At 58.3% G+C, this 18,833-nt stretch carries 17 protein-coding genes and 1 pseudogene; 15 read left to right on the top strand and 3 right to left on the bottom strand.

Annotated elements, in window-relative coordinates:
• The first annotated feature begins 441 nt into the window (after positions 1-441).
• The 5 genes from dnaA to yidA all read left to right on the top strand — a co-directional run bounded on the left by dnaA (position 442) and on the right by yidA (position 7,712).
• Positions 442-1,827 carry a chromosomal replication initiator protein DnaA gene (gene dnaA / locus ACUW6V_RS18905; RefSeq protein ID WP_029039570.1) on the top strand — a complete coding sequence of 462 codons (1,386 nt, stop codon included), beginning with the start codon at positions 442-444 and terminating at the stop codon, positions 1,825-1,827.
• A gap of 4 nt (positions 1,828-1,831) precedes the next feature.
• Positions 1,832-2,932 (top strand): DNA polymerase III subunit beta, encoded by a 1,101-nt coding sequence (gene dnaN, locus ACUW6V_RS18910; protein WP_004386000.1) that lies wholly within the window; start codon positions 1,832-1,834, stop codon positions 2,930-2,932.
• A 156-nt stretch (positions 2,933-3,088) separates the two neighbouring features.
• Entirely contained in the window at positions 3,089-4,162 is a 1,074-nt protein-coding gene (recF, locus tag ACUW6V_RS18915; RefSeq protein ID WP_004385999.1) for a DNA replication/repair protein RecF, read from the top strand.
• Positions 4,163-4,190: 28 nt separating this feature from the next.
• Positions 4,191-6,605 carry a DNA topoisomerase (ATP-hydrolyzing) subunit B gene (gyrB, locus tag ACUW6V_RS18920; protein WP_004385998.1) on the top strand — a complete coding sequence of 805 codons (2,415 nt, stop codon included), beginning with the start codon at positions 4,191-4,193 and terminating at the stop codon, positions 6,603-6,605.
• Between the two features lie 294 nt (positions 6,606-6,899).
• Positions 6,900-7,712, top strand: a complete 813-nt coding sequence (gene yidA / locus ACUW6V_RS18925) for a sugar-phosphatase (protein WP_007797776.1) — start codon at positions 6,900-6,902, stop codon at positions 7,710-7,712.
• Between the two features lie 120 nt (positions 7,713-7,832).
• Here the strand turns inward: yidA and ACUW6V_RS18930 are convergent, their stop codons facing one another.
• Together ACUW6V_RS18930 and ACUW6V_RS18935 are read right to left on the bottom strand one after the other, a co-directional pair.
• Positions 7,833-7,952: a type I toxin-antitoxin system Hok family toxin gene (locus ACUW6V_RS18930; RefSeq protein ID WP_227003027.1), complete on the bottom strand. Its 120-nt coding sequence runs from the start codon at positions 7,950-7,952 to the stop codon at positions 7,833-7,835.
• A pseudogene (locus tag ACUW6V_RS18935) lies at positions 7,900-8,049 on the bottom strand (DUF5431 family protein); the annotation flags it as partial. The gene ACUW6V_RS18930 and the pseudogene ACUW6V_RS18935, both read right to left, overlap by 53 nt.
• 439 nt (positions 8,050-8,488) lie before the next feature.
• Between ACUW6V_RS18935 and dgoR the strand changes: the two are divergent.
• The 8 genes from dgoR to ACUW6V_RS18975 all read left to right on the top strand — a co-directional run bounded on the left by dgoR (position 8,489) and on the right by ACUW6V_RS18975 (position 17,127).
• Positions 8,489-9,172, top strand: coding sequence for a D-galactonate utilization transcriptional regulator DgoR (dgoR, locus tag ACUW6V_RS18940; protein ID WP_105622728.1), 684 nt, complete (start codon positions 8,489-8,491; stop codon positions 9,170-9,172).
• Entirely contained in the window at positions 9,169-10,053 is an 885-nt protein-coding gene (locus ACUW6V_RS18945; protein ID WP_454038767.1) for a 2-dehydro-3-deoxygalactonokinase, read from the top strand. Before dgoR ends, ACUW6V_RS18945 begins: the two co-directional genes overlap by 4 nt.
• Positions 10,037-10,654 carry a 2-dehydro-3-deoxy-6-phosphogalactonate aldolase gene (locus ACUW6V_RS18950; RefSeq protein ID WP_454038768.1) on the top strand — a complete coding sequence of 206 codons (618 nt, stop codon included), beginning with the start codon at positions 10,037-10,039 and terminating at the stop codon, positions 10,652-10,654. The genes ACUW6V_RS18945 and ACUW6V_RS18950 overlap by 17 nt, the downstream gene beginning before the upstream one ends.
• Positions 10,651-11,799 carry a galactonate dehydratase gene (gene dgoD, locus ACUW6V_RS18955; protein ID WP_032988541.1) on the top strand — a complete coding sequence of 383 codons (1,149 nt, stop codon included), beginning with the start codon at positions 10,651-10,653 and terminating at the stop codon, positions 11,797-11,799. Before ACUW6V_RS18950 ends, dgoD begins: the two co-directional genes overlap by 4 nt.
• Positions 11,800-12,125: 326 nt before the next feature.
• On the top strand, positions 12,126-13,418 hold the full coding sequence (locus tag ACUW6V_RS18960) for an MFS transporter (RefSeq protein WP_004385990.1): 1,293 nt from the start codon (positions 12,126-12,128) through the stop codon (positions 13,416-13,418).
• 136 nt (positions 13,419-13,554) lie between these two features.
• Positions 13,555-14,874, top strand: a complete 1,320-nt coding sequence (locus tag ACUW6V_RS18965) for an MFS transporter (protein ID WP_014729922.1) — start codon at positions 13,555-13,557, stop codon at positions 14,872-14,874.
• Complete coding sequence (locus ACUW6V_RS18970) at positions 14,871-15,803, top strand: 2-hydroxyacid dehydrogenase (protein ID WP_454038769.1); 933 nt, start codon at positions 14,871-14,873, stop codon at positions 15,801-15,803. The genes ACUW6V_RS18965 and ACUW6V_RS18970 overlap by 4 nt, the downstream gene beginning before the upstream one ends.
• Positions 15,804-15,864: 61 nt before the next feature.
• A complete protein-coding gene (locus ACUW6V_RS18975) occupies positions 15,865-17,127 on the top strand; it encodes a DUF3748 domain-containing protein (RefSeq protein WP_454038770.1) in 1,263 nt (420 codons plus the stop codon).
• On the opposite strand, the gene ACUW6V_RS18980 is transcribed toward ACUW6V_RS18975, so the two are convergent.
• Positions 17,128-17,454, bottom strand: coding sequence for a YceK/YidQ family lipoprotein (locus ACUW6V_RS18980; RefSeq protein ID WP_007872325.1), 327 nt, complete (start codon positions 17,452-17,454; stop codon positions 17,128-17,130). It abuts the gene before it with no gap.
• A gap of 304 nt (positions 17,455-17,758) precedes the next feature.
• Here ACUW6V_RS18980 and ibpA point away from each other — a divergent pair, with 304 nt between their 5' ends.
• Both ibpA and ibpB read left to right on the top strand, forming a co-directional pair.
• Entirely contained in the window at positions 17,759-18,175 is a 417-nt protein-coding gene (gene ibpA / locus ACUW6V_RS18985; protein WP_004385985.1) for a small heat shock chaperone IbpA, read from the top strand.
• A 111-nt stretch (positions 18,176-18,286) separates the two neighbouring features.
• Positions 18,287-18,772: a small heat shock chaperone IbpB gene (gene ibpB / locus ACUW6V_RS18990; protein WP_007765888.1), complete on the top strand. Its 486-nt coding sequence runs from the start codon at positions 18,287-18,289 to the stop codon at positions 18,770-18,772.
• The last annotated feature ends 61 nt before the right edge of the window (positions 18,773-18,833 follow it).

An 18,833-nucleotide genomic window follows, 5' to 3' on the forward strand; every position in this document is an offset into this window, starting at 1 on the left:
TTGAGGATAAAAAACACGCAAAATTCAGGCGATAAACCGCGCTTTACGCACCGGGTGGGGAATTATACGGGCTCGCCGCCAAAGCGCAAGGATCGTCAGGGATCTTCCTTAGATCGATAACGCGCGGTTTTCCGGATCGTCATTAATTTTTCCGATATGCCGGGTAAAACGCACCGCAGCCGCCAAAGGATCGATTACACTTAAGCGTCCTGACGCAGGCCTGTGGATAAATCGGGAAGAATCTGTGAGAAACAGGAGATCTCTGGCTCGCTTTAGGCTATGATCCGCGGTCCCGATCGGGATCCCTGATCTCAGCCTCGGGTAAAAAACCGCAAATAGCGGTTCGCACGCCTCCCGACTCGGGGCTTATCGGCGTGTGTCAACAATCATGAATGTTTCAGTCTTCGTCTTTTATCGACTTTTGTTCGAGTGGAGTCCGCCGTGTCACTTTCGCTTTGGCAGCAGTGTCTTGCCCGATTGCAGGATGAGTTACCAGCCACTGAATTCAGTATGTGGATACGCCCCCTACAGGCGGAACTGAGCGATAACACGCTGGCTTTGTATGCGCCAAACCGGTTTGTGCTCGATTGGGTAAGGGACAAATACCTCAATAATATTAACGGATTACTGAATGATTTCTGCGGCTCTGACGCGCCGCTGCTGCGCTTTGAAGTCGGCACGAAACCCCTGGCGACTGCGACAACCGCACCGGCAAGCCAGGCGGTAAAACCTGCGCAGGCCGCGCCCGCGGCCGCACCCGTGCGCCCGGCGTGGGACAACGTGCCCGCTCCTGCGGAGCCTTCTTACCGTTCGAACGTCAACGTCAAACACACCTTTGATAACTTCGTTGAGGGTAAATCTAACCAGCTGGCCCGCGCGGCGGCGCGCCAGGTGGCGGACAACCCTGGCGGCGCGTATAACCCGCTCTTCCTTTATGGCGGCACGGGTCTGGGTAAAACGCACCTGTTGCACGCGGTGGGCAATGGCATTATGGCCCGCAAGCCCAACGCCAAAGTGGTCTACATGCACTCTGAGCGTTTCGTTCAGGACATGGTAAAGGCGCTGCAAAACAACGCTATCGAAGAGTTCAAACGCTACTACCGTTCGGTGGATGCGCTGCTTATTGATGATATCCAGTTCTTCGCCAATAAAGAGCGATCCCAGGAAGAGTTTTTCCACACCTTTAACGCCCTGCTGGAAGGCAATCAGCAGATCATTCTGACCTCGGATCGCTATCCAAAAGAGATCAACGGGGTTGAGGATCGTCTGAAATCGCGCTTCGGCTGGGGTCTTACGGTAGCCATTGAGCCGCCGGAGCTGGAAACTCGCGTAGCGATCCTGATGAAAAAGGCGGATGAGAACGATATCCGTCTGCCGGGCGAAGTGGCCTTCTTTATTGCCAAGCGTCTGCGATCCAACGTGCGTGAGCTTGAGGGCGCGCTGAACCGGGTGATCGCCAACGCCAACTTTACTGGCCGCGCGATTACTATCGATTTTGTGCGCGAGGCGCTGCGCGATCTGCTGGCGCTCCAGGAAAAACTCGTCACTATCGACAATATTCAGAAGACGGTGGCCGAGTACTACAAGATCAAGGTGGCGGATTTGCTCTCCAAGCGGCGTTCCCGCTCGGTGGCACGTCCACGCCAGATGGCGATGGCGCTCGCCAAAGAGCTGACCAACCACAGCCTGCCGGAGATCGGCGATGCGTTTGGCGGCCGCGACCACACTACGGTGCTGCACGCCTGCCGCAAGATTGAGCAGCTGCGTGAGGAAAGCCACGATATCAAAGAAGATTTCTCCAATTTAATCAGAACATTATCTTCGTGACGCTATGAAATTTACCGTTGAACGTGAACACTTATTAAAGCCGCTCCAGCAGGTCAGCGGCCCGCTGGGCGGCCGTCCGACGCTGCCTATCCTCGGCAACCTGTTGCTTCAGGTCGCGGATGGCGCGCTGTCGCTGACCGGCACCGATCTGGAAATGGAAATGGTGGCGCGCGTCGCGTTGGTGCAGCCGCATGAGCCGGGCGCGACCACAGTCCCTGCCCGTAAATTCTTTGATATCTGCCGCGGCCTGCCGGAAGGCGCGGAAATCGCGGTTCAGCTGGATGGCGACCGTATGCGCGTGAGCTCCGGGCGTAGCCGTTTCTCGCTCTCCACGCTGCCCGCGGCGGATTTCCCGAATCTGGACGACTGGCAGAGCGAAGTGGAATTCACGCTGCCTCAGGCGACCATGAAGCGTCTTATCGAAGCTACGCAGTTTTCCATGGCGCATCAGGATGTCCGTTATTATCTCAACGGCATGCTGTTTGAAACCGAAGGTGAAGACCTGCGAACCGTTGCGACCGACGGCCACCGTCTGGCGGTCTGCGCGATGCCGGTCGGCCAGCCGTTGCCGAACCATTCGGTGATCGTGCCGCGTAAAGGGGTGCTGGAGCTGATGCGTATGCTTGATGGCGGCGACGCCCCGCTGCGTATTCAGATCGGCAGCAACAATATTCGCGCGCACGTCGGCGATTTCATCTTTACCTCGAAACTGGTCGATGGCCGCTTCCCGGATTACCGCCGCGTACTGCCGAAGAACCCGGACAAAACGCTGGAAGCCGGCTGCGATATTCTCAAGCAGGCGTTTGCCCGCGCGGCCATTCTCTCCAACGAGAAATTCCGCGGCGTGCGTCTGTATGTGAGTGAAAACCAGCTCAAAATCACCGCGAATAACCCGGAGCAGGAAGAGGCGGAAGAAATTCTCGACGTCACTTATGCGGGCGCGGAGATGGAGATCGGCTTCAACGTCAGTTATGTGCTGGACGTACTGAACGCGCTCAAATGCGAGAATGTTCGTATTTTGCTGACGGATTCAGTATCGAGCGTGCAGATAGAAGATGCGGCGAGCAGTTCCGCGGCCTATGTTGTTATGCCCATGCGTCTATAGAAAATATCGGGCTATCTTACTTGCCATTTTCAACCTGGGCAGTGCTCGCCCCTGTCACGTACGCCGTGTACGCTCCAGGGCCTGCGCGCTGTCCGCGTTGAAACTGGCTGCGCCGATAACGCCCTGGGTTTGCTGTAAAGGCGGAAAAGTCACTCTATGTCTCTGACGCGTCTCCTTATCAAAGATTTCCGCAATATTGAAAACGCGGATCTCGCGCTCTCTCCCGGTTTTAACTTTCTGGTTGGCGCGAACGGCAGCGGGAAAACCAGCGTGCTGGAAGCGATTTACACGCTGGGCCACGGACGCGCGTTTCGCAGTCTGCAAATCGGTCGCGTGATCCGCCACGAGCAGGATGCCTTTATTCTCCACGGGCGGTTGCAGGGCGACGAGCGCGAAGTCTCGGTCGGCCTGACGAAAGATCGCAACGGCGACAGTACGGTGCGCATCGACGGCAGCGACGGTCACAAAGTGGCCGAGCTGGCGCAGCTGATGCCGATGCAATTAATTACCCCCGAGGGGTTTACTTTACTCGGCGGCGGCCCCAAATACAGAAGAGCGTTCCTTGACTGGGGATGCTTCCATAACGAACCGGGCTTCTTTGTGGCCTGGAGCAACTTAAAGCGCCTGCTCAAACAGCGCAACGCCGCGCTGCGACAGGTGACCCGCTATGAACAACTGCGCCCGTGGGACCGTGAACTGGTTCCGCTGGCCGAACAGATAAGCCAGTGGCGCGCCAGCTATAGCGAAGCGATCGCCAACGACATGGCCGATACCTGCGCGCAATTTTTGCCGGAATTTTCGCTCACGTTTTCTTTCCAGCGCGGCTGGGAGAAAGAGAGCGACTATGCCGATGTGCTGGAGCGCGGCTTCGAGCGCGACCGGATGCTGACTTACACCGCGCATGGCCCGCACAAGGCCGATTTCCGCATTCGCGCCGACGGCGCGCCGGTGGAAGATACGCTGTCGCGCGGCCAGCTTAAGCTCCTGATGTGCGCACTGCGTCTGGCCCAGGGCGAGTTTCTGACTCGCGAAAGCGGGCGGCGCTGTCTGTATCTGATAGATGATTTTGCCTCTGAACTCGACGATGCCCGACGTGGGCTTCTGGCGCAGCGCCTGAAGGCTACGCAGTCGCAAGTCTTTGTCAGCGCGATCAGCGCTGAACATATTCTCGACATGACGGACAAAAATTCGAAGATGTTCGCTGTCGATCAGGGTAAAATAACGGATTAACCCAAGTTAAAATGAGCGAGAAACGTTGATGTCGAATTCTTATGACTCCTCCAGTATCAAAGTCCTGAAAGGGCTGGATGCGGTGCGTAAGCGCCCGGGTATGTATATCGGCGATACGGATGACGGCACCGGTCTGCACCACATGGTATTCGAGGTGGTAGATAACGCTATCGACGAAGCGCTCGCGGGTCACTGTAAAGATATCGTCGTGACTATCCATGCCGACAACTCCGTCTCGGTATCGGATGACGGGCGCGGCATTCCGACCGGTATCCACCCGGAAGAAGGCGTTTCGGCGGCGGAAGTTATCATGACCGTTCTGCACGCAGGCGGTAAATTCGATGATAACTCCTATAAAGTCTCCGGTGGTCTGCATGGCGTAGGCGTATCCGTGGTTAACGCCCTGTCCCAGAAACTGGAGCTGGTGATTCGCCGCGAAGGTAAAATCCACCAGCAAACTTACGTGCACGGCGTGCCGCAAGCGCCGCTGGCTGTAACCGGCGACACCGATCAGACCGGTACTCAGGTCCGTTTCTGGCCAAGTCTCGAAACCTTCACCAACGTCACTGAGTTTGAATACGATATTCTGGCGAAGCGCCTGCGCGAACTCTCGTTCCTGAACTCCGGCGTGTCGATCCGTCTCGTGGATAAGCGCGACGGCAAGCAGGACCACTTCCATTACGAAGGCGGCATCAAAGCGTTCGTGGAGTACCTGAACAAGAACAAAACGCCGATTCACCCGAATATCTTCTATTTCTCTACCGAAAAAGACGGTATCGGCGTGGAAGTGGCGCTGCAGTGGAACGATGGCTTCCAGGAAAATATCTACTGCTTCACCAACAACATTCCGCAACGCGACGGCGGTACGCACCTGGCGGGCTTCCGCGCGGCGATGACCCGTACGCTGAATGCCTATATGGATAAAGAAGGCTACAGCAAGAAAGCGAAAGTCAGCGCCACCGGCGATGACGCGCGTGAAGGCCTGATTGCTGTCGTGTCCGTTAAAGTGCCGGACCCGAAATTCTCCTCCCAGACCAAAGACAAGCTGGTCTCCTCCGAGGTGAAATCGGCGGTTGAGCAGCAGATGAACGAACTGCTGGCGGAATACCTGCTGGAGAACCCGAACGACGCCAAAATCGTGGTCGGCAAAATCATCGACGCCGCGCGCGCCCGTGAAGCGGCACGTAAAGCGCGTGAAATGACCCGTCGTAAAGGCGCGCTCGATCTCGCAGGGCTGCCGGGCAAACTGGCGGACTGCCAGGAGCGCGACCCGGCGCACTCCGAACTCTACCTGGTGGAAGGGGACTCCGCGGGCGGTTCTGCAAAACAGGGCCGTAACCGCAAGAATCAGGCGATCCTGCCGCTGAAAGGGAAAATCCTGAACGTCGAGAAGGCGCGCTTTGACAAGATGCTCTCTTCCCAGGAAGTGGCGACGCTGATTACCGCGCTCGGCTGCGGCATCGGCCGTGACGAATACAACCCGGATAAACTGCGCTACCATAGCATCATCATCATGACCGATGCTGACGTCGACGGCTCGCACATCCGTACGCTGCTGTTGACCTTCTTCTACCGTCAGATGCCGGAAATCATTGAGCGCGGCCATGTCTATATCGCCCAGCCGCCGCTCTATAAAGTGAAAAAAGGCAAGCAGGAACAGTACATTAAAGACGACGAAGCGATGGATCAGTACCAGATCGCCATCGCGCTGGACGGCGCGACGCTGCATGCGAATGCCAGCGCGCCTGCCATTGCCGGTGAAGCACTGGAAAAACTCGTCTCTGAGTACAACGGCGCGCAGAAGATGATCAATCGTATGGAGCGTCGCTACCCGCGCGCGTTGCTGAAGGAGCTTATCTATCAGCCGACGCTGTCCGAAGAGACGCTGGCCGATGAAGCGAACGTGACCCGTTGGGTCTCTGCGCTTATCACCACGCTCAATGACAACGAGCAGCACGGCAGCGTCTGGAAATACGATATCCGTGAAAACGCGGAAACGCGTCGTTTCGAGCCAGTGGTGCGCGTGCGTACCCACGGCGTTGATACCGATTACGTGCTCGACCACGAGTTTGTGACCGGTGGTGAATACCGTCGTCTGTGTACGCTTGGCGAGAAGCTGCGCGGCCTGATTGAAGAAGACGCGTTTATCGAGCGCGGCGAACGCCGTCAGCCGGTGGCAAGCTTCGAGCAGGCACTGGACTGGCTGGTGAAAGAGTCCCGCCGCGGCCTGTCGATTCAGCGTTATAAAGGTCTTGGCGAGATGAACCCGGAGCAGCTGTGGGAAACCACGATGGATCCGGAAAGCCGCCGTATGCTGCGCGTGACGGTAAAAGACGCGATTGCGGCCGATCAGCTCTTTACCACGCTGATGGGCGACGCCGTTGAACCGCGTCGCGCCTTTATCGAAGAAAACGCCCTGAAAGCGGCGAATATCGATATCTGACGGCCGTTATGGCGGGTGGCGCTTCGCTTACCCGCCCTACAACAGCACACAAGGCGGGTAAGCGCAGCTTCACCCGCCTTTATCATTTATAGCGCCACCCAATGTAGGGAGGGTAAGCGAAGCGCACCCGCCATTCGCCCTTCATACACCAGCCACCCTGTTCTTCCCTTCTCCACGGGCGCATTAACCGGCATTTTCCCTGCGGATCCATCCCCTTTTCTCGCCCCGGCTGCTACTGTGTTTTGAGCACAATCGCGTTAGCATGCGAAAAGACTCTTTTATGCAGGGGAACTCATGGCTATTAAACTTATCGCAATCGACATGGATGGCACATTACTGCTGCCCGATCACACCATTTCACCCGGCGTGAAAAACGCCATCGCCGCCGCCCGCGAACAGGGCATCAACGTGGTGCTGACGACCGGCCGGCCTTTTGCGGGCGTGGAGAGTTATCTGCGCGAGCTGCACATGGATAAACCCGGCGATTACTGCATCACCTATAACGGCGCGCTGGTGCAAAAGGCGAGTGACGGCAGCACCGTGGCGCAAACCCCGCTCAGTTATGACGATTACCGCTATCTGGAGCAGCTTTCACGTGAAGTGGGCTCGCACTTCCACGCGCTCGATCGCACCACGCTCTACACCGCGAACCGCGACATCAGCCGCTATACCGTGCATGAATCTTTTGTCGCCACCATTCCGCTGGTGTTCTGCGAGGCGGAGAAAATGGACCCGAACATGACTTTTCTGAAGGTCATGATGATCGACGAGCCGGAAATCCTCGATAAAGCCATTACGCGCATCCCGCAGGAAGTGAAAGAGAAATACACCGTGCTAAAAAGCGCGCCTTACTTCCTGGAGATCCTCGATAAGCGCGTCACCAAAGGCACCGGCGTGAAATCGCTGGCGGAAGTTTTAAACATCCAGCCGGAAGAAGTGATGGCGATTGGCGATCAGGAAAATGATATCGCGATGCTGGAATATGCGGGCGTCGGCGTGGCGATGGAGAACGCCATTGATGCGGCGAAAGAGGCCGCCAATTTTGTGACCCGCTCGAACCTCGAAGATGGCGTCGCGTACGCGATTGAGAAATTCGCCCTGCGCTAAGGGGGAATGTTGACGCGCCGCCCGTTACGGGCGGCGCGTCAGAAAGGCGCTTTCGGCTGCAAAGCCACCTTCAGCCTCGCCTCACCTGAAAGAGCGGGGTTGCCCCCGCCCGACAGGTTGCTACTTACCGGATTCGTAAGCCAGAAACGCAGCAAACTCCCTTTGCCCGTCCTTCAGCCTCAGTTCGCACAGCGAATGACGCGTCAGAAATGTGAATATTAACAACGTTATACATATCATTAATACACACCAGAACAGGGTGCTTCGCAGCAGTTTCATGGCCTTCTTCTCCTTGCCTTTCGGCGGGTAAGAGGCTACGCTGATGGTGTTGATGCATCAGGGGGCCTCGTTGGTTAATTGAATAAATGACCTTCGGGGCTTTCTTCTTTCTGCCTCACCATCACGGCATTTCTGCCGACAGCATGAGGCAAAAAGCCTCAAGCGCCGCCGCCATTATAAATTGTCCGTCCTGAGCGAAACCATCAAAAACCTACGGGCATTTTGCTGAATTTTCACGCCTTTTTCGTAACGCTTTCCCGTAAATCACGACTTTTACATTCCCATCGAACAACCTGATAAATCCCCTTCTGGTATTTCTCCTGATATATTCTTTTGTCGTTTTTGTGATCTAAATTGTAGTACAACCATAATAGATTGTACTACATTGAACCCATCAGCACGGCCACCCGCGTCACGGTTGTACTTCAAAAATGCGGCGAAAATCGGCGGTCAGGGTAAAGTAAGCGAAGAAACCTCGCGTGAAAGGAACCCATAACATGACCAAAACCGACCGCATCATCGTGACGCTGGGCCGCCAGATCGTTGGCGGGAAATATGTACCGGGCGCGTCACTGCCGGCAGAAGCGGAGCTGTGCGAGGAGTTTGAAACCTCGCGCAACATCATTCGCGAAGTGTATCGCTCGCTGATGGCGAAGCGGCTCATTGAGATGAAGCGCTATCGCGGTGCGTTTGTCGCGCCCCGCAACCAGTGGAATTACCTCGACACCGAGGTGCTCCAGTGGGTGCTGGAGCATGACGATGACCCGCGCCTGATTGCCTCAATGAGCGAAGTGCGCAACCTGGTTGAGCCCGCTATCGCCCGTTGGGCGGCAGAGCGCGCGACCTCAAGCGATCTGGCCCGTATTGAAGCGGCGCTGAACGACATGATTGCCAACAACCAGAACCGCGACGCCTTTAACGAGGCGGACATTCGTTATCACGAAGCGGTACTGGAGGCGGTGCATAACCCGGTGCTGCAACAGCTCAGCGTGGCGATAAGTTCCCTGCAACGGGCTGTGTTTGAGCGTACCTGGATGGGTGATGAGGCCAACATGCCGAAAACGCTCCAGGAGCATAAAGCGCTGTTCGATGCGATCCGGCATCAGGACGGCGAGGCGGCGGAGCAGGCGGCGTTAACCATGATCGCCAGCTCGACAAAAAGGCTTAAGGAAATCACATGACATCTCGCTACATCGCTATCGACTGGGGTTCCACTAATCTGCGCGCCTGGCTTTACCAGGACGAGCAGTGCCTGGAAAGCAGGCAATCGGAGGCGGGCGTCACCCGCCTCAACGGCAGAACCCCCGAAGCGGTGTTAGCGCAGGTAACCGAAGGCTGGCGCGATGACGCCACGCCGGTCGTCATGGCGGGCATGGTCGGCAGCAACGCGGGCTGGAAAATCGCCCCGTATCTGCCGTGTCCGGCCCGTTTTGTTGATATCGGCAGCCAGCTCACGACGGTGGCGGAACGCGTTTTTATTATCCCTGGCCTGTGCGTAAGCCGGCACGATAACCGCAACGTCATGCGCGGCGAAGAAACCCAGTTGCTCGGCGCCCGCGAGCTGGCCCCCGCGCCGCTCTACATCATGCCCGGCACGCACTGCAAATGGGTACAGGCGGACGCGCAGCAGGTTAATGATTTCCGCACGGTGATGACCGGCGAGCTGCACCATCTTTTATTAACCCATTCGTTGATTGGCGCGGGCCTGCCGGAACAGCAGCAGAGCGCCGATGCCTTTAACGCGGGGCTTGAACAGGGCGCGGAAACCGACGCGCCGCTGATCCGCCTGTTTGAAGTTCGCGCCGCCCATGTGCTGGGAAGCCTTGCGTGCGAACACGTCGCTGAATTTCTTTCCGGGTTGCTGATTGGCAACGAAGTGGCAAGCCAGCTTCGCCACTGGCAGCCAGGCCGTCATTCCCCTCTCACGCTGGTCGCCAGCCCGTCGCTCGCCAGCCGTTACCAGCGCGCGCTGTCGCTGCTGGGATACACGGCGCAGGCGCTTGAAGGCGACCGCGCATTTCAGACAGGCATAAGGAGTCTCGCTCATGCAGTGGCACAATAAACTTCCGCTCATCGCCATCCTGCGCGGCATCACGCCCGACGAGGCGCACGATCACGTCGCCGCGGTTATCGACGCCGGGTTCGAGGCGGTGGAAATCCCGCTCAATTCGCCGGACTGGCGCACCAGTATCGCCGCGATGGTCAACGCGTTTGGCGATCGCGCGCTGATTGGCGCAGGCACGGTGTTAAAGCCGCAGCAGGTGGATGAGCTGGCAGAGATGGGCAGTAAGCTTGTCGTCACGCCCAATATTCAGCCAGAGGTGATCAGGCGCGCGGTGAGCTACGGCATGACCGTCTGCCCTGGCTGCGCCACGGCGACCGAGGCGTTCAACGCCATCGAGGCGGGCGCGCAGGCGCTAAAAATCTTCCCGTCCTCTGCCTTCGGCCCCGATTACATCAAAGCATTAAAAGCCGTGCTGCCGCCGGAAATTCCGGTGTTCGCGGTTGGCGGCGTTACGCCGGAAAACCTGGCGGTGTGGCTGAAAGCGGGCTGCATCGGCGCCGGGCTTGGCAGCGATTTGTATCGCGCCGGGCAGCCGGTTGAGCGCACGGCCGCGCAGGCGAAAGCATTTGTTAAGGCGTATCGGGAGGCAGTGCAATGAAAATAACCAAACTAACCACATACCGTTTACCGCCCCGCTGGATGTTTCTGAAGATAGAAACCGACGAAGGCGTGGTGGGCTGGGGCGAACCGGTCATTGAGGGCCGGGCACGGACGGTCGAGGCGGCGGTACATGAGCTGGGCGAATATTTGATTGGTCAGGATCCGGCGCGCATCAACGACTTGTGGCAGGTGATGTATCGCGGCGGGTTTTACCGCGGCGGCCCAATCCTGATGAGCGCCATCGCCGGTATCGACCAGGCGCTGTGGGATATTAAAGGCAAAGTGCTGAACGCGCCGGTCTGGCAGCTAATGGGCGGCCTGGTGCGCGATAAAATTAAAGCGTACAGCTGGGTGGGCGGCGACCGTCCGGCAGAAGTCATCGCCGGTATTAAAACGCTGCGCCAGATTGGTTTTGATACCTTTAAATTAAACGGCTGCGAAGAGTTAGGCATTATTGATGATTCGCGTAAAGTCGATGCGGCGGTGAATACCGTGGCGCAGATCCGTGAAGAATTTGGCAGCGATATCGAATTTGGTCTCGATTTCCACGGTCGCGTTAGTGCGCCGATGGCGAAAATATTAATTAAAGAGCTGGAGCCGTATCGCCCGTTATTTATTGAAGAGCCGGTATTAGCCGAGCAGGCGGAATATTATCCGCGCCTCGCCGCGCAGACGCATATTCCAATTGCAGCGGGTGAGCGCATGTTCTCGCGCTTTGAATTTAAGCGCGTGCTGGAAGCAGGTGGCCTGGCGATTCTGCAACCCGATTTGTCGCATGCGGGCGGTATTACCGAGTGCGCGAAAATCGCCGCGATGGCGGAGGCGTATGACGTCGGCCTTGCGCCGCATTGCCCGCTCGGGCCCATCGCGCTGGCGGCCTGTCTGCATGTCGATTTCATTTCGCGTAATGCGGTGTTCCAGGAGCAGAGCATGGGCATCCATTATAACCAGGGCGCTGAGCTGCTTGATTTTGTTAAAAATAAAGACGATTTCAAAATGGAAGGCGGTTACTTCCAGCCGTTGATGAAGCCGGGGCTTGGCGTGGAGATCGACGAAGAGCAGGTGGTGGCGCGTAGTCAGAGTTGCGCAGACTGGCGCAATCCGTTGTGGCGGCATGCCGATGGCTCCGTCGCCGAATGGTAATGTCCGTCCTGTTTCGCGCTGTAACGGCGTTGGCTGCGTTTCCTCACCGCGGTCACTTACTTCAGTAAGCGCCCGAAGATTTGTTAATTTGCCGCCTTCCCACAACGCGAATTATTTAGCGCGTTGCGCACAGCGGTTTTTCATGCAACGCGAATTATTCAGGACAAGGTAATTCCGGTTTTTACGAAAATTATTTCGCGTATTGATTAAATGAAAATAAGCCCGGCTCGCCGGGCAGTACACCCGAATATAAAAAACACACCCTCTGTATTTTACAGGGCATGGTGAGCGGCCTCGCTATGCCTTAATTCTGGAGACAGAACGTTATGGATATTTCTGTAACTGCTGCAAAACCGGGGCGTCGTCGTTATCTGACGCTGGCGATGATCTTTATTACCGTGGTGATTTGTTATGTCGACCGCGCCAATTTAGCCGTGGCGTCGGCGCATATTCAGGAGGAGTTTGGTATCAGCAAAGCGGAAATGGGTTACGTCTTTTCTGCCTTCGCCTGGCTCTATACGCTCTGCCAGATCCCCGGCGGCTGGTTTCTCGACCGCATGGGTTCGCGGCTAACCTATTTCATCGCCATTTTCGGCTGGTCGGTCGCGACGCTATTCCAGGGCTTCGCCACCGGGCTGCTCTCGCTCATCGGCCTGCGCGCCATCACCGGCGTGTTTGAGGCCCCCGCGTTCCCGACCAACAACCGCATGGTGACCAGCTGGTTCCCGGAGCACGAGCGCGCCTCGGCGGTCGGGTTTTATACCTCCGGTCAGTTCGTCGGGCTCGCGTTTCTCACGCCGCTGCTCATCTGGATCCAGGAGCTTTTAAGCTGGCACTGGGTGTTTATCGTCACCGGCGGCATCGGGATTATCTGGTCGCTCGTCTGGTTTAAGGTTTACCAGCCGCCGCGGCTCACTAAAGGCATCAGCCAGGCGGAGCTCGATTACATCCGCGACGGCGGCGGCCTGGTAGATGGCGACGCGCCCGTTGCAAAGGCCGAGCGCCAGCCGCTCTCCCGCGCCGACTGGAAGCTCGTGTTTCATCGCAAACTGATTGGGGTTTATCTCGGCCAGTTTGCGGTCACCTCCACGCTCTGGTTCTTCCTGACCTGGTTCCCGAATTATCTCACCCAGGAGAAAGGCATCACGGCGCTGAAAGCAGGCTTTATGACAACCGTGCCGTTCCTCGCCGCGTTCTTCGGTGTGCTGCTCTCCGGCTGGCTGGCGGATAAGCTGGTGAAAAAAGGGTTTTCACTGGGCGCGGCGCGTAAAACGCCGATTATCTGCGGTTTGCTCATCTCTACCTGCATCATGGGCGCGAACTACACCAACGATCCGACATGGATTGTGGTGCTGATGGCGCTCGCGTTCTTCGGTAACGGTTTTGCGTCGATCACCTGGTCGCTGGTCTCGTCGCTGGCCCCGATGCGCCTGATTGGCCTTACCGGCGGCATGTTCAACTTCGTCGGCGGGCTGGGCGGCATCACGGTGCCGCTGGTGATTGGTTATCTGGCGCAGGATTACGGCTTCGGCCCGGCGCTGGTGTACATCTCGGTCGTGGCGCTTATCGGCGCGCTCTCTTACATCCTGCTGGTCGGGGAGGTGAAACGCGTCGGCTAAGGCCGTGATGGAAGGCAGGGATGCCTGCGACGGAATGCGCAGATAACGCGCCGCCGGTCACCGGCGCGCGTTACGTATCAACGTATAACAACCATAAACCTGCCGGGTTAGCCACGGCAGGAAAGAGGGTTCTGCTATGCATACCGATCTGTACTCGACCACCCTGCGGCAGCTCAACGCGAAGATAATTCCGTTTATCATCATCTGCTACTTTGTCGCTAACCTTGATAAAACCAACATTTCCATCGCGGCGCTGCAAATGAACGCCGATCTCGGTCTGAGCGCCAGCATGTATGGCCTCGGCGTCGGGATGTTCTACATCTCCTACATCATTTTTGAAATCCCGAGCAATGTCATCATGACGAAGGTGGGCGCCCGCGTCTGGATAGCGCGCATCATGATCACCTGGGGCATCGTCAGCGCCGGGATGTCGCTGGTGCAGACGCCAACGCAGCTCTACGTCATGCGCTTTTTGCTCGGCATGGCGGAGGCGGGCTTTACGCCGGGCATCATCTATTACATCTCCTGCTGGTTCCCGAAGAGTAACCGCGCGCGGGCGATGTCGTTCTTTTACATGGGCTCGGTGATGGCGTCGATTATCGGCCTGCCGATCTCCGGCTCTATTCTCAATATGCACGGCCTCGCGGATATCGCAGGCTGGCGCTGGCTGTTCGCCATCGAGGGCGTTCCGGCGGTGGTGCTCGGCATCATGGTGCTCTGGCGGCTGCCGCAGACGCCGGATCACGCCCCGTGGCTGTCGGCAGAACAAAAAGGCTGGCTGAAGGCGCAGCTGGCGCGCGACAACGCGGGTGTGGAAGTGGGTAAAAACCACAGCTGGCTGAGCGCGCTGAAAAACAAAACCGTGCTGCTGCTGAGCCTGGTCTGGTTCCTCCAGGCGTTTGGCTCTATCGGCATTACGCTGTTTCTGCCGCTCATTATTAAGAGCATGGCGAGCGATCAGAGCAACATCGTGGTGAGTCTGCTCTCCGCCGTGCCGTTTATCGCCGCCTGCCTGTTTATGTATCTCAACGGCCGCCACTCCGACACCACGCATGAGCGCTCCTGGCATCTCGGCCTGCCGCTGATCCTCTCCGGTGTGTCGCTGGCCATCGCTGTCTGGTCCAGCAACCTGCTGGTGGCCTACGGGCTACTGGTGCTGACGGTCGGTTTTAACTTCGCCCTCACGCCGATTTTCTGGGCGGTCACGACCGAAAAACTGGCGGGTGTGGCCGCTGCCGCCTCTATCGCCTTTATTAATACCGTGGCGAATTTCGTCGGGCTTGGCCTGCCGCCGGTGCTCGGCAAAATCAAAGACGCGACGGACAGCTACCACTACGGGCTGCTGATTGTGGCCGTGGCGCTGATCCTGGGCGGCATTATTGGCGTGCTGGTCTCGCGCCCGGCGCGTCCTGGCGTGGCTGAAACGGCCGCTTCACTTAAACAGGAGTCCCGATGAAACCGATGGTGCTGAAACACGCGTATCTGCCGGATGCGCTCACGGCGGAACTGCGCGAGCGCTACGATCTGCGTGAGTTTTCGCAGATGTCTGACGCCGACTTCGTGGCGATTGCTGGCGACATCACGGCGCTGGTCACCAACGGCGAAGCGGTGGTGACTCGTGAATTTATCGCCCGGCTACCGGCGCTTTCATTGATTGCGGTTTTCGGCGTCGGTTATGACGGCGTGGACGTGGCGGCGGCGCGTGAGCGCGGTATCGCCGTGACCCATACGCCCGGTGTGCTGACGGATGACGTGGCCGATCTCGCCATCGGTCTGATGCTCGCCACGTCGCGCCGTATCGTCGCCGCGCAGAAGTTTATCGAACAGGGCGGCTGGCAGCAGGGCGGCTTTACGTGGACGCGGAAAGTCTCCGGCACGCGGCTCGGTATTTTCGGCATGGGGCGCATCGGGCAGGCCATCGCCCGTCGCGCGCAGGCGTTTGATATGGAGATCCGTTACACCGGCCGCCAGCCGCACAGCGCGCTGCCGTACCGCTTTGTGCCGGGTTTAGCGCAGCTCGCGCGGGAGAGCGATTTCCTGATGCTCTGCGCGCCAGGTGGCGATGCGACGCGCGGCGTGGTCAATGCGGCCGTGCTGGAGGCGCTCGGCCCGCAGGGGATTCTGATTAACGTCGCGCGCGGCAGCGTGGTGGACGAAACGGCGCTCATTGCGGCGCTGGAGAATGGCGCGATTGCCGGCGCCGGGCTGGATGTTTTCACGGATGAGCCGAACGTGCCCGCGCCGCTCCAGCAGCGCGACAACGTCGTCATCACGCCGCATATGGCGAGCGCCACGTGGGAGACGCGGCGCGAGATGTCGCGGCTGGTGCTGGAGAACGTCAACGCCTGGTGTGCGGGCGAGCCGCTGATTACGCCGGTTCCCTGATAGGCTTTTTCCGCGGAATCTTTTACCCTGAGGCCCTCTTTGGCTTCAGGGTTTTCTCTTGATGAAACAGCTCACCTTCGCCCCGCGTCACCATCACCTCACCAATATTAACGTCTGGACGCCCGACAGCCAGTGGCTGGCGTTTGACGTGCGCCCGTCCGGCGCGTCGTTTACCGGCAAAACCATTGAGCGCGTCAATGTCGGGACCGGCGAGGTGGAGGTTATCTACCGCGCCCCGGAAGGCGCACACGTGGGCGTGGTGACGGTGAACCCCGTGGCGGAGCAGTATGTTTTTATTCACGGCCCGGAGAACCCGGACGCCACCTGGCGCTACGATTTTCATCACCGCCGCGGCGTGGTGGTGGAAAACGGCGCGGCAGAGAATCTCGATGCGATGGATATCACGCCGCCGTTCACGCCCGGCGCGCTGCGCGGCGGCAGCCATGTGCATGTGTTCAGCCCGGACGGCGCGTGGCTGAGTTTCACTTACAACGACCACGTTCTGCATGAGCGCGATCCGGCGCTTGATTTGCGCAACGTCGGCGTGGCGCTGCCGTTCGGCCCGGTCACGCCGCCCTGCACGCACCCGCGCGAATACGCAGGCAGCCGCTGGTGCGCGCTGGTAAGCCGCACCACGCCCGCGCCGCGCCCCGGCAGCGATGAGATCAACCGTGCGTATGAAGAGGGCTGGGTCGGGCTTGACGGTTATCAGAAAGCGGACGGCACGCGGCAGCGGCGTGCGCTGGCGTTTATCGGCGATACGCTGACGCAGGCAGGCGTGAAAGCGCCTGAGCTGTTTATCGTGGATTTACCGGAAGACGAGGCAGCGTGGAAAACGCCCGGCGACGCGCCGCTCGAAGGCACGCCAGACGCCATGCCTGCGCCGCCTGCAGGCGTTATGCAGCGCCGCCTGACGTTCACGCACGATCGCCGCTATCCGGGGCTTGCCACCACGCCGCGCCACTGGGTGCGCAGCAATCCGCAGGGTACGGAAATCGCGTTTTTGATGAACGATGATAACGGCGTGGCGCAGTTGTGGCTCATTGCGTCTGCGGGCGGCGAGCCGCGTCAGGTGACGCAGGGCGCACAGGGCGTGGCGTCGGCGTTTAGCTGGCATCCGTCGGGCGAGGCTATCGGGTTTATGCAGGGCAATCGGATTGTGCTTTGCGATATCAACACGGGCGAGATAACGCCGCTCACGCCGCCGCAGACGGCGGCAATTTCCGCCGATGCCGTAGTGATCTCGCCGGATGGAAAACGCATCGCCTGGATGCAGGAGACCGACGGTTTCCGCCAGATCTGGATGACGGAAACCGGAAGATAATCAGGGCGCGGGAGGGATCACGGCGTTAATGGCGAAGGACTTCTTTTCGCTTTCTTCCACCCGTGATTTCACCGATTTATCGGTACGGAAGGCGTCCCACGGGATAAGCAGCGTATCCGCTATCGCCGTAAAGGGGAGATCGAGCGCCACCAGCGGCTTCAGCCCCCAGCTGGTGTCGTCATCGGCGAGCATCGTCGCGCTGGCCCGCGTGCCGGGATAATACCCTTGCTCGCCGCCGCCAGTGTGCGACATGACGCTGGAACAGCCGCCGAGTAGCAACGCGCTACTACAAAAAATCACTTTCCCGAGAGTATTGTTCATTTTCATTCTTCTGTTATGTCGTCGCATCGCAGGCGTCAGTCATGAGATATAACGCCCCTGAATCAGAATGAATAGCGCGCCTTTGCCGTCCTGTGGCAGCGCTCGCAGTTTAGCATTAGATGCTGTTATCCCCAGTCTACGCAAAGAAATGTAAATCGACAAAAAAAGGCCGATTTCGGCCCTTGAAAAGCGTCGGGCCGCACCCATTTTTGGATCGTGGTCGCAGGGAGGATGCCGAACGGGCCTTCCGCCACAGCCGCCTGTCCTTTGAGGAGGGCGATGTTAAACCTCGCTGATTTCAGGAGTATGTATGCGTAACTTCGATTTATCCCCGCTGTATCGTTCCGCCATCGGTTTTGACCGTCTTTTCAATCTGCTTGAGAACAACCAGAGCCAGAGCAACGGCGGCTACCCTCCGTACAACGTCGAGCTGGTAGATGAAAACCACTACCGTATCGCCATTGCCGTGGCAGGCTTTGCAGAAAGCGAGCTGGAAATTACCGCCCAGGACAACCTGCTGGTGGTGAAAGGCTCCCACGCGCCGGATCAGAAAGAGCGTACCTACCTGTATCAGGGTATCGCCGAGCGCAACTTCGAGCGCAAATTCCAGCTGGCCGAAAATATCTTCGTGCGTGGCGCAAATCTGGTGAACGGCCTGCTCTACATCGAGCTTGAGCGCGTGATCCCGGAAGCCAAAAAACCGCGCCGTATCGAAATCGGTAACTAATTTCGCCGGGTCGCCGCGGCGGCCCACCTTTGTCGTTCCGTGCTCGCCGAACGGGAGCACAGCCAGTCAACGCACTGGCGTTTTCACTCGCTTCAAAGAAGGAGAGATACTATGCGTAACTATGATTTATCCCCGTTTTTCCGTCAGTGGATCGGTTTTGACAAACTGGCCAACGCGCTGATGAACACCGCTGAAAGCCAGAGCTTCCCGCCCTATAACATCGAAAAAAGCGACGATAACCACTATCGCATTACCCTTGCGTTAGCCGGTTTCCGTCAGGAAGATCTGGAGATTGAGCTGGAAAATACCGTGCTGCGCGTGAAAGGCACGCCGGTGAAACCGGAAAACGAACCGAAATGGCTCCATCAGGGTCTGGTTATCCAGCCCTTCAGCCTGAGCTTCACGCTGGCTGAGCATATGGAAGTCTCCGGCGCGACCTTCACCAACGGGCTGCTGCACATCGATCTGGTGCGCAACATTCCTGAAGCGCTGGCCCCGCAGCGTATCGCCATCGGTCAGCCGCGCGCCCAGGATGACGAGCGCGTCATTGAGGGCGAACGCCCGGCGCTGAGCCACAGCGAAACCGAAAACCAGTAACGGCATCTCATGAAAAAGGCCCCCACAGCGGGGCCTTTTTTTATGCGTAACCACCCGGTCA

The sequence above is a fragment of the Cronobacter sp. 153480017-3 genome (assembly GCF_053627815.1).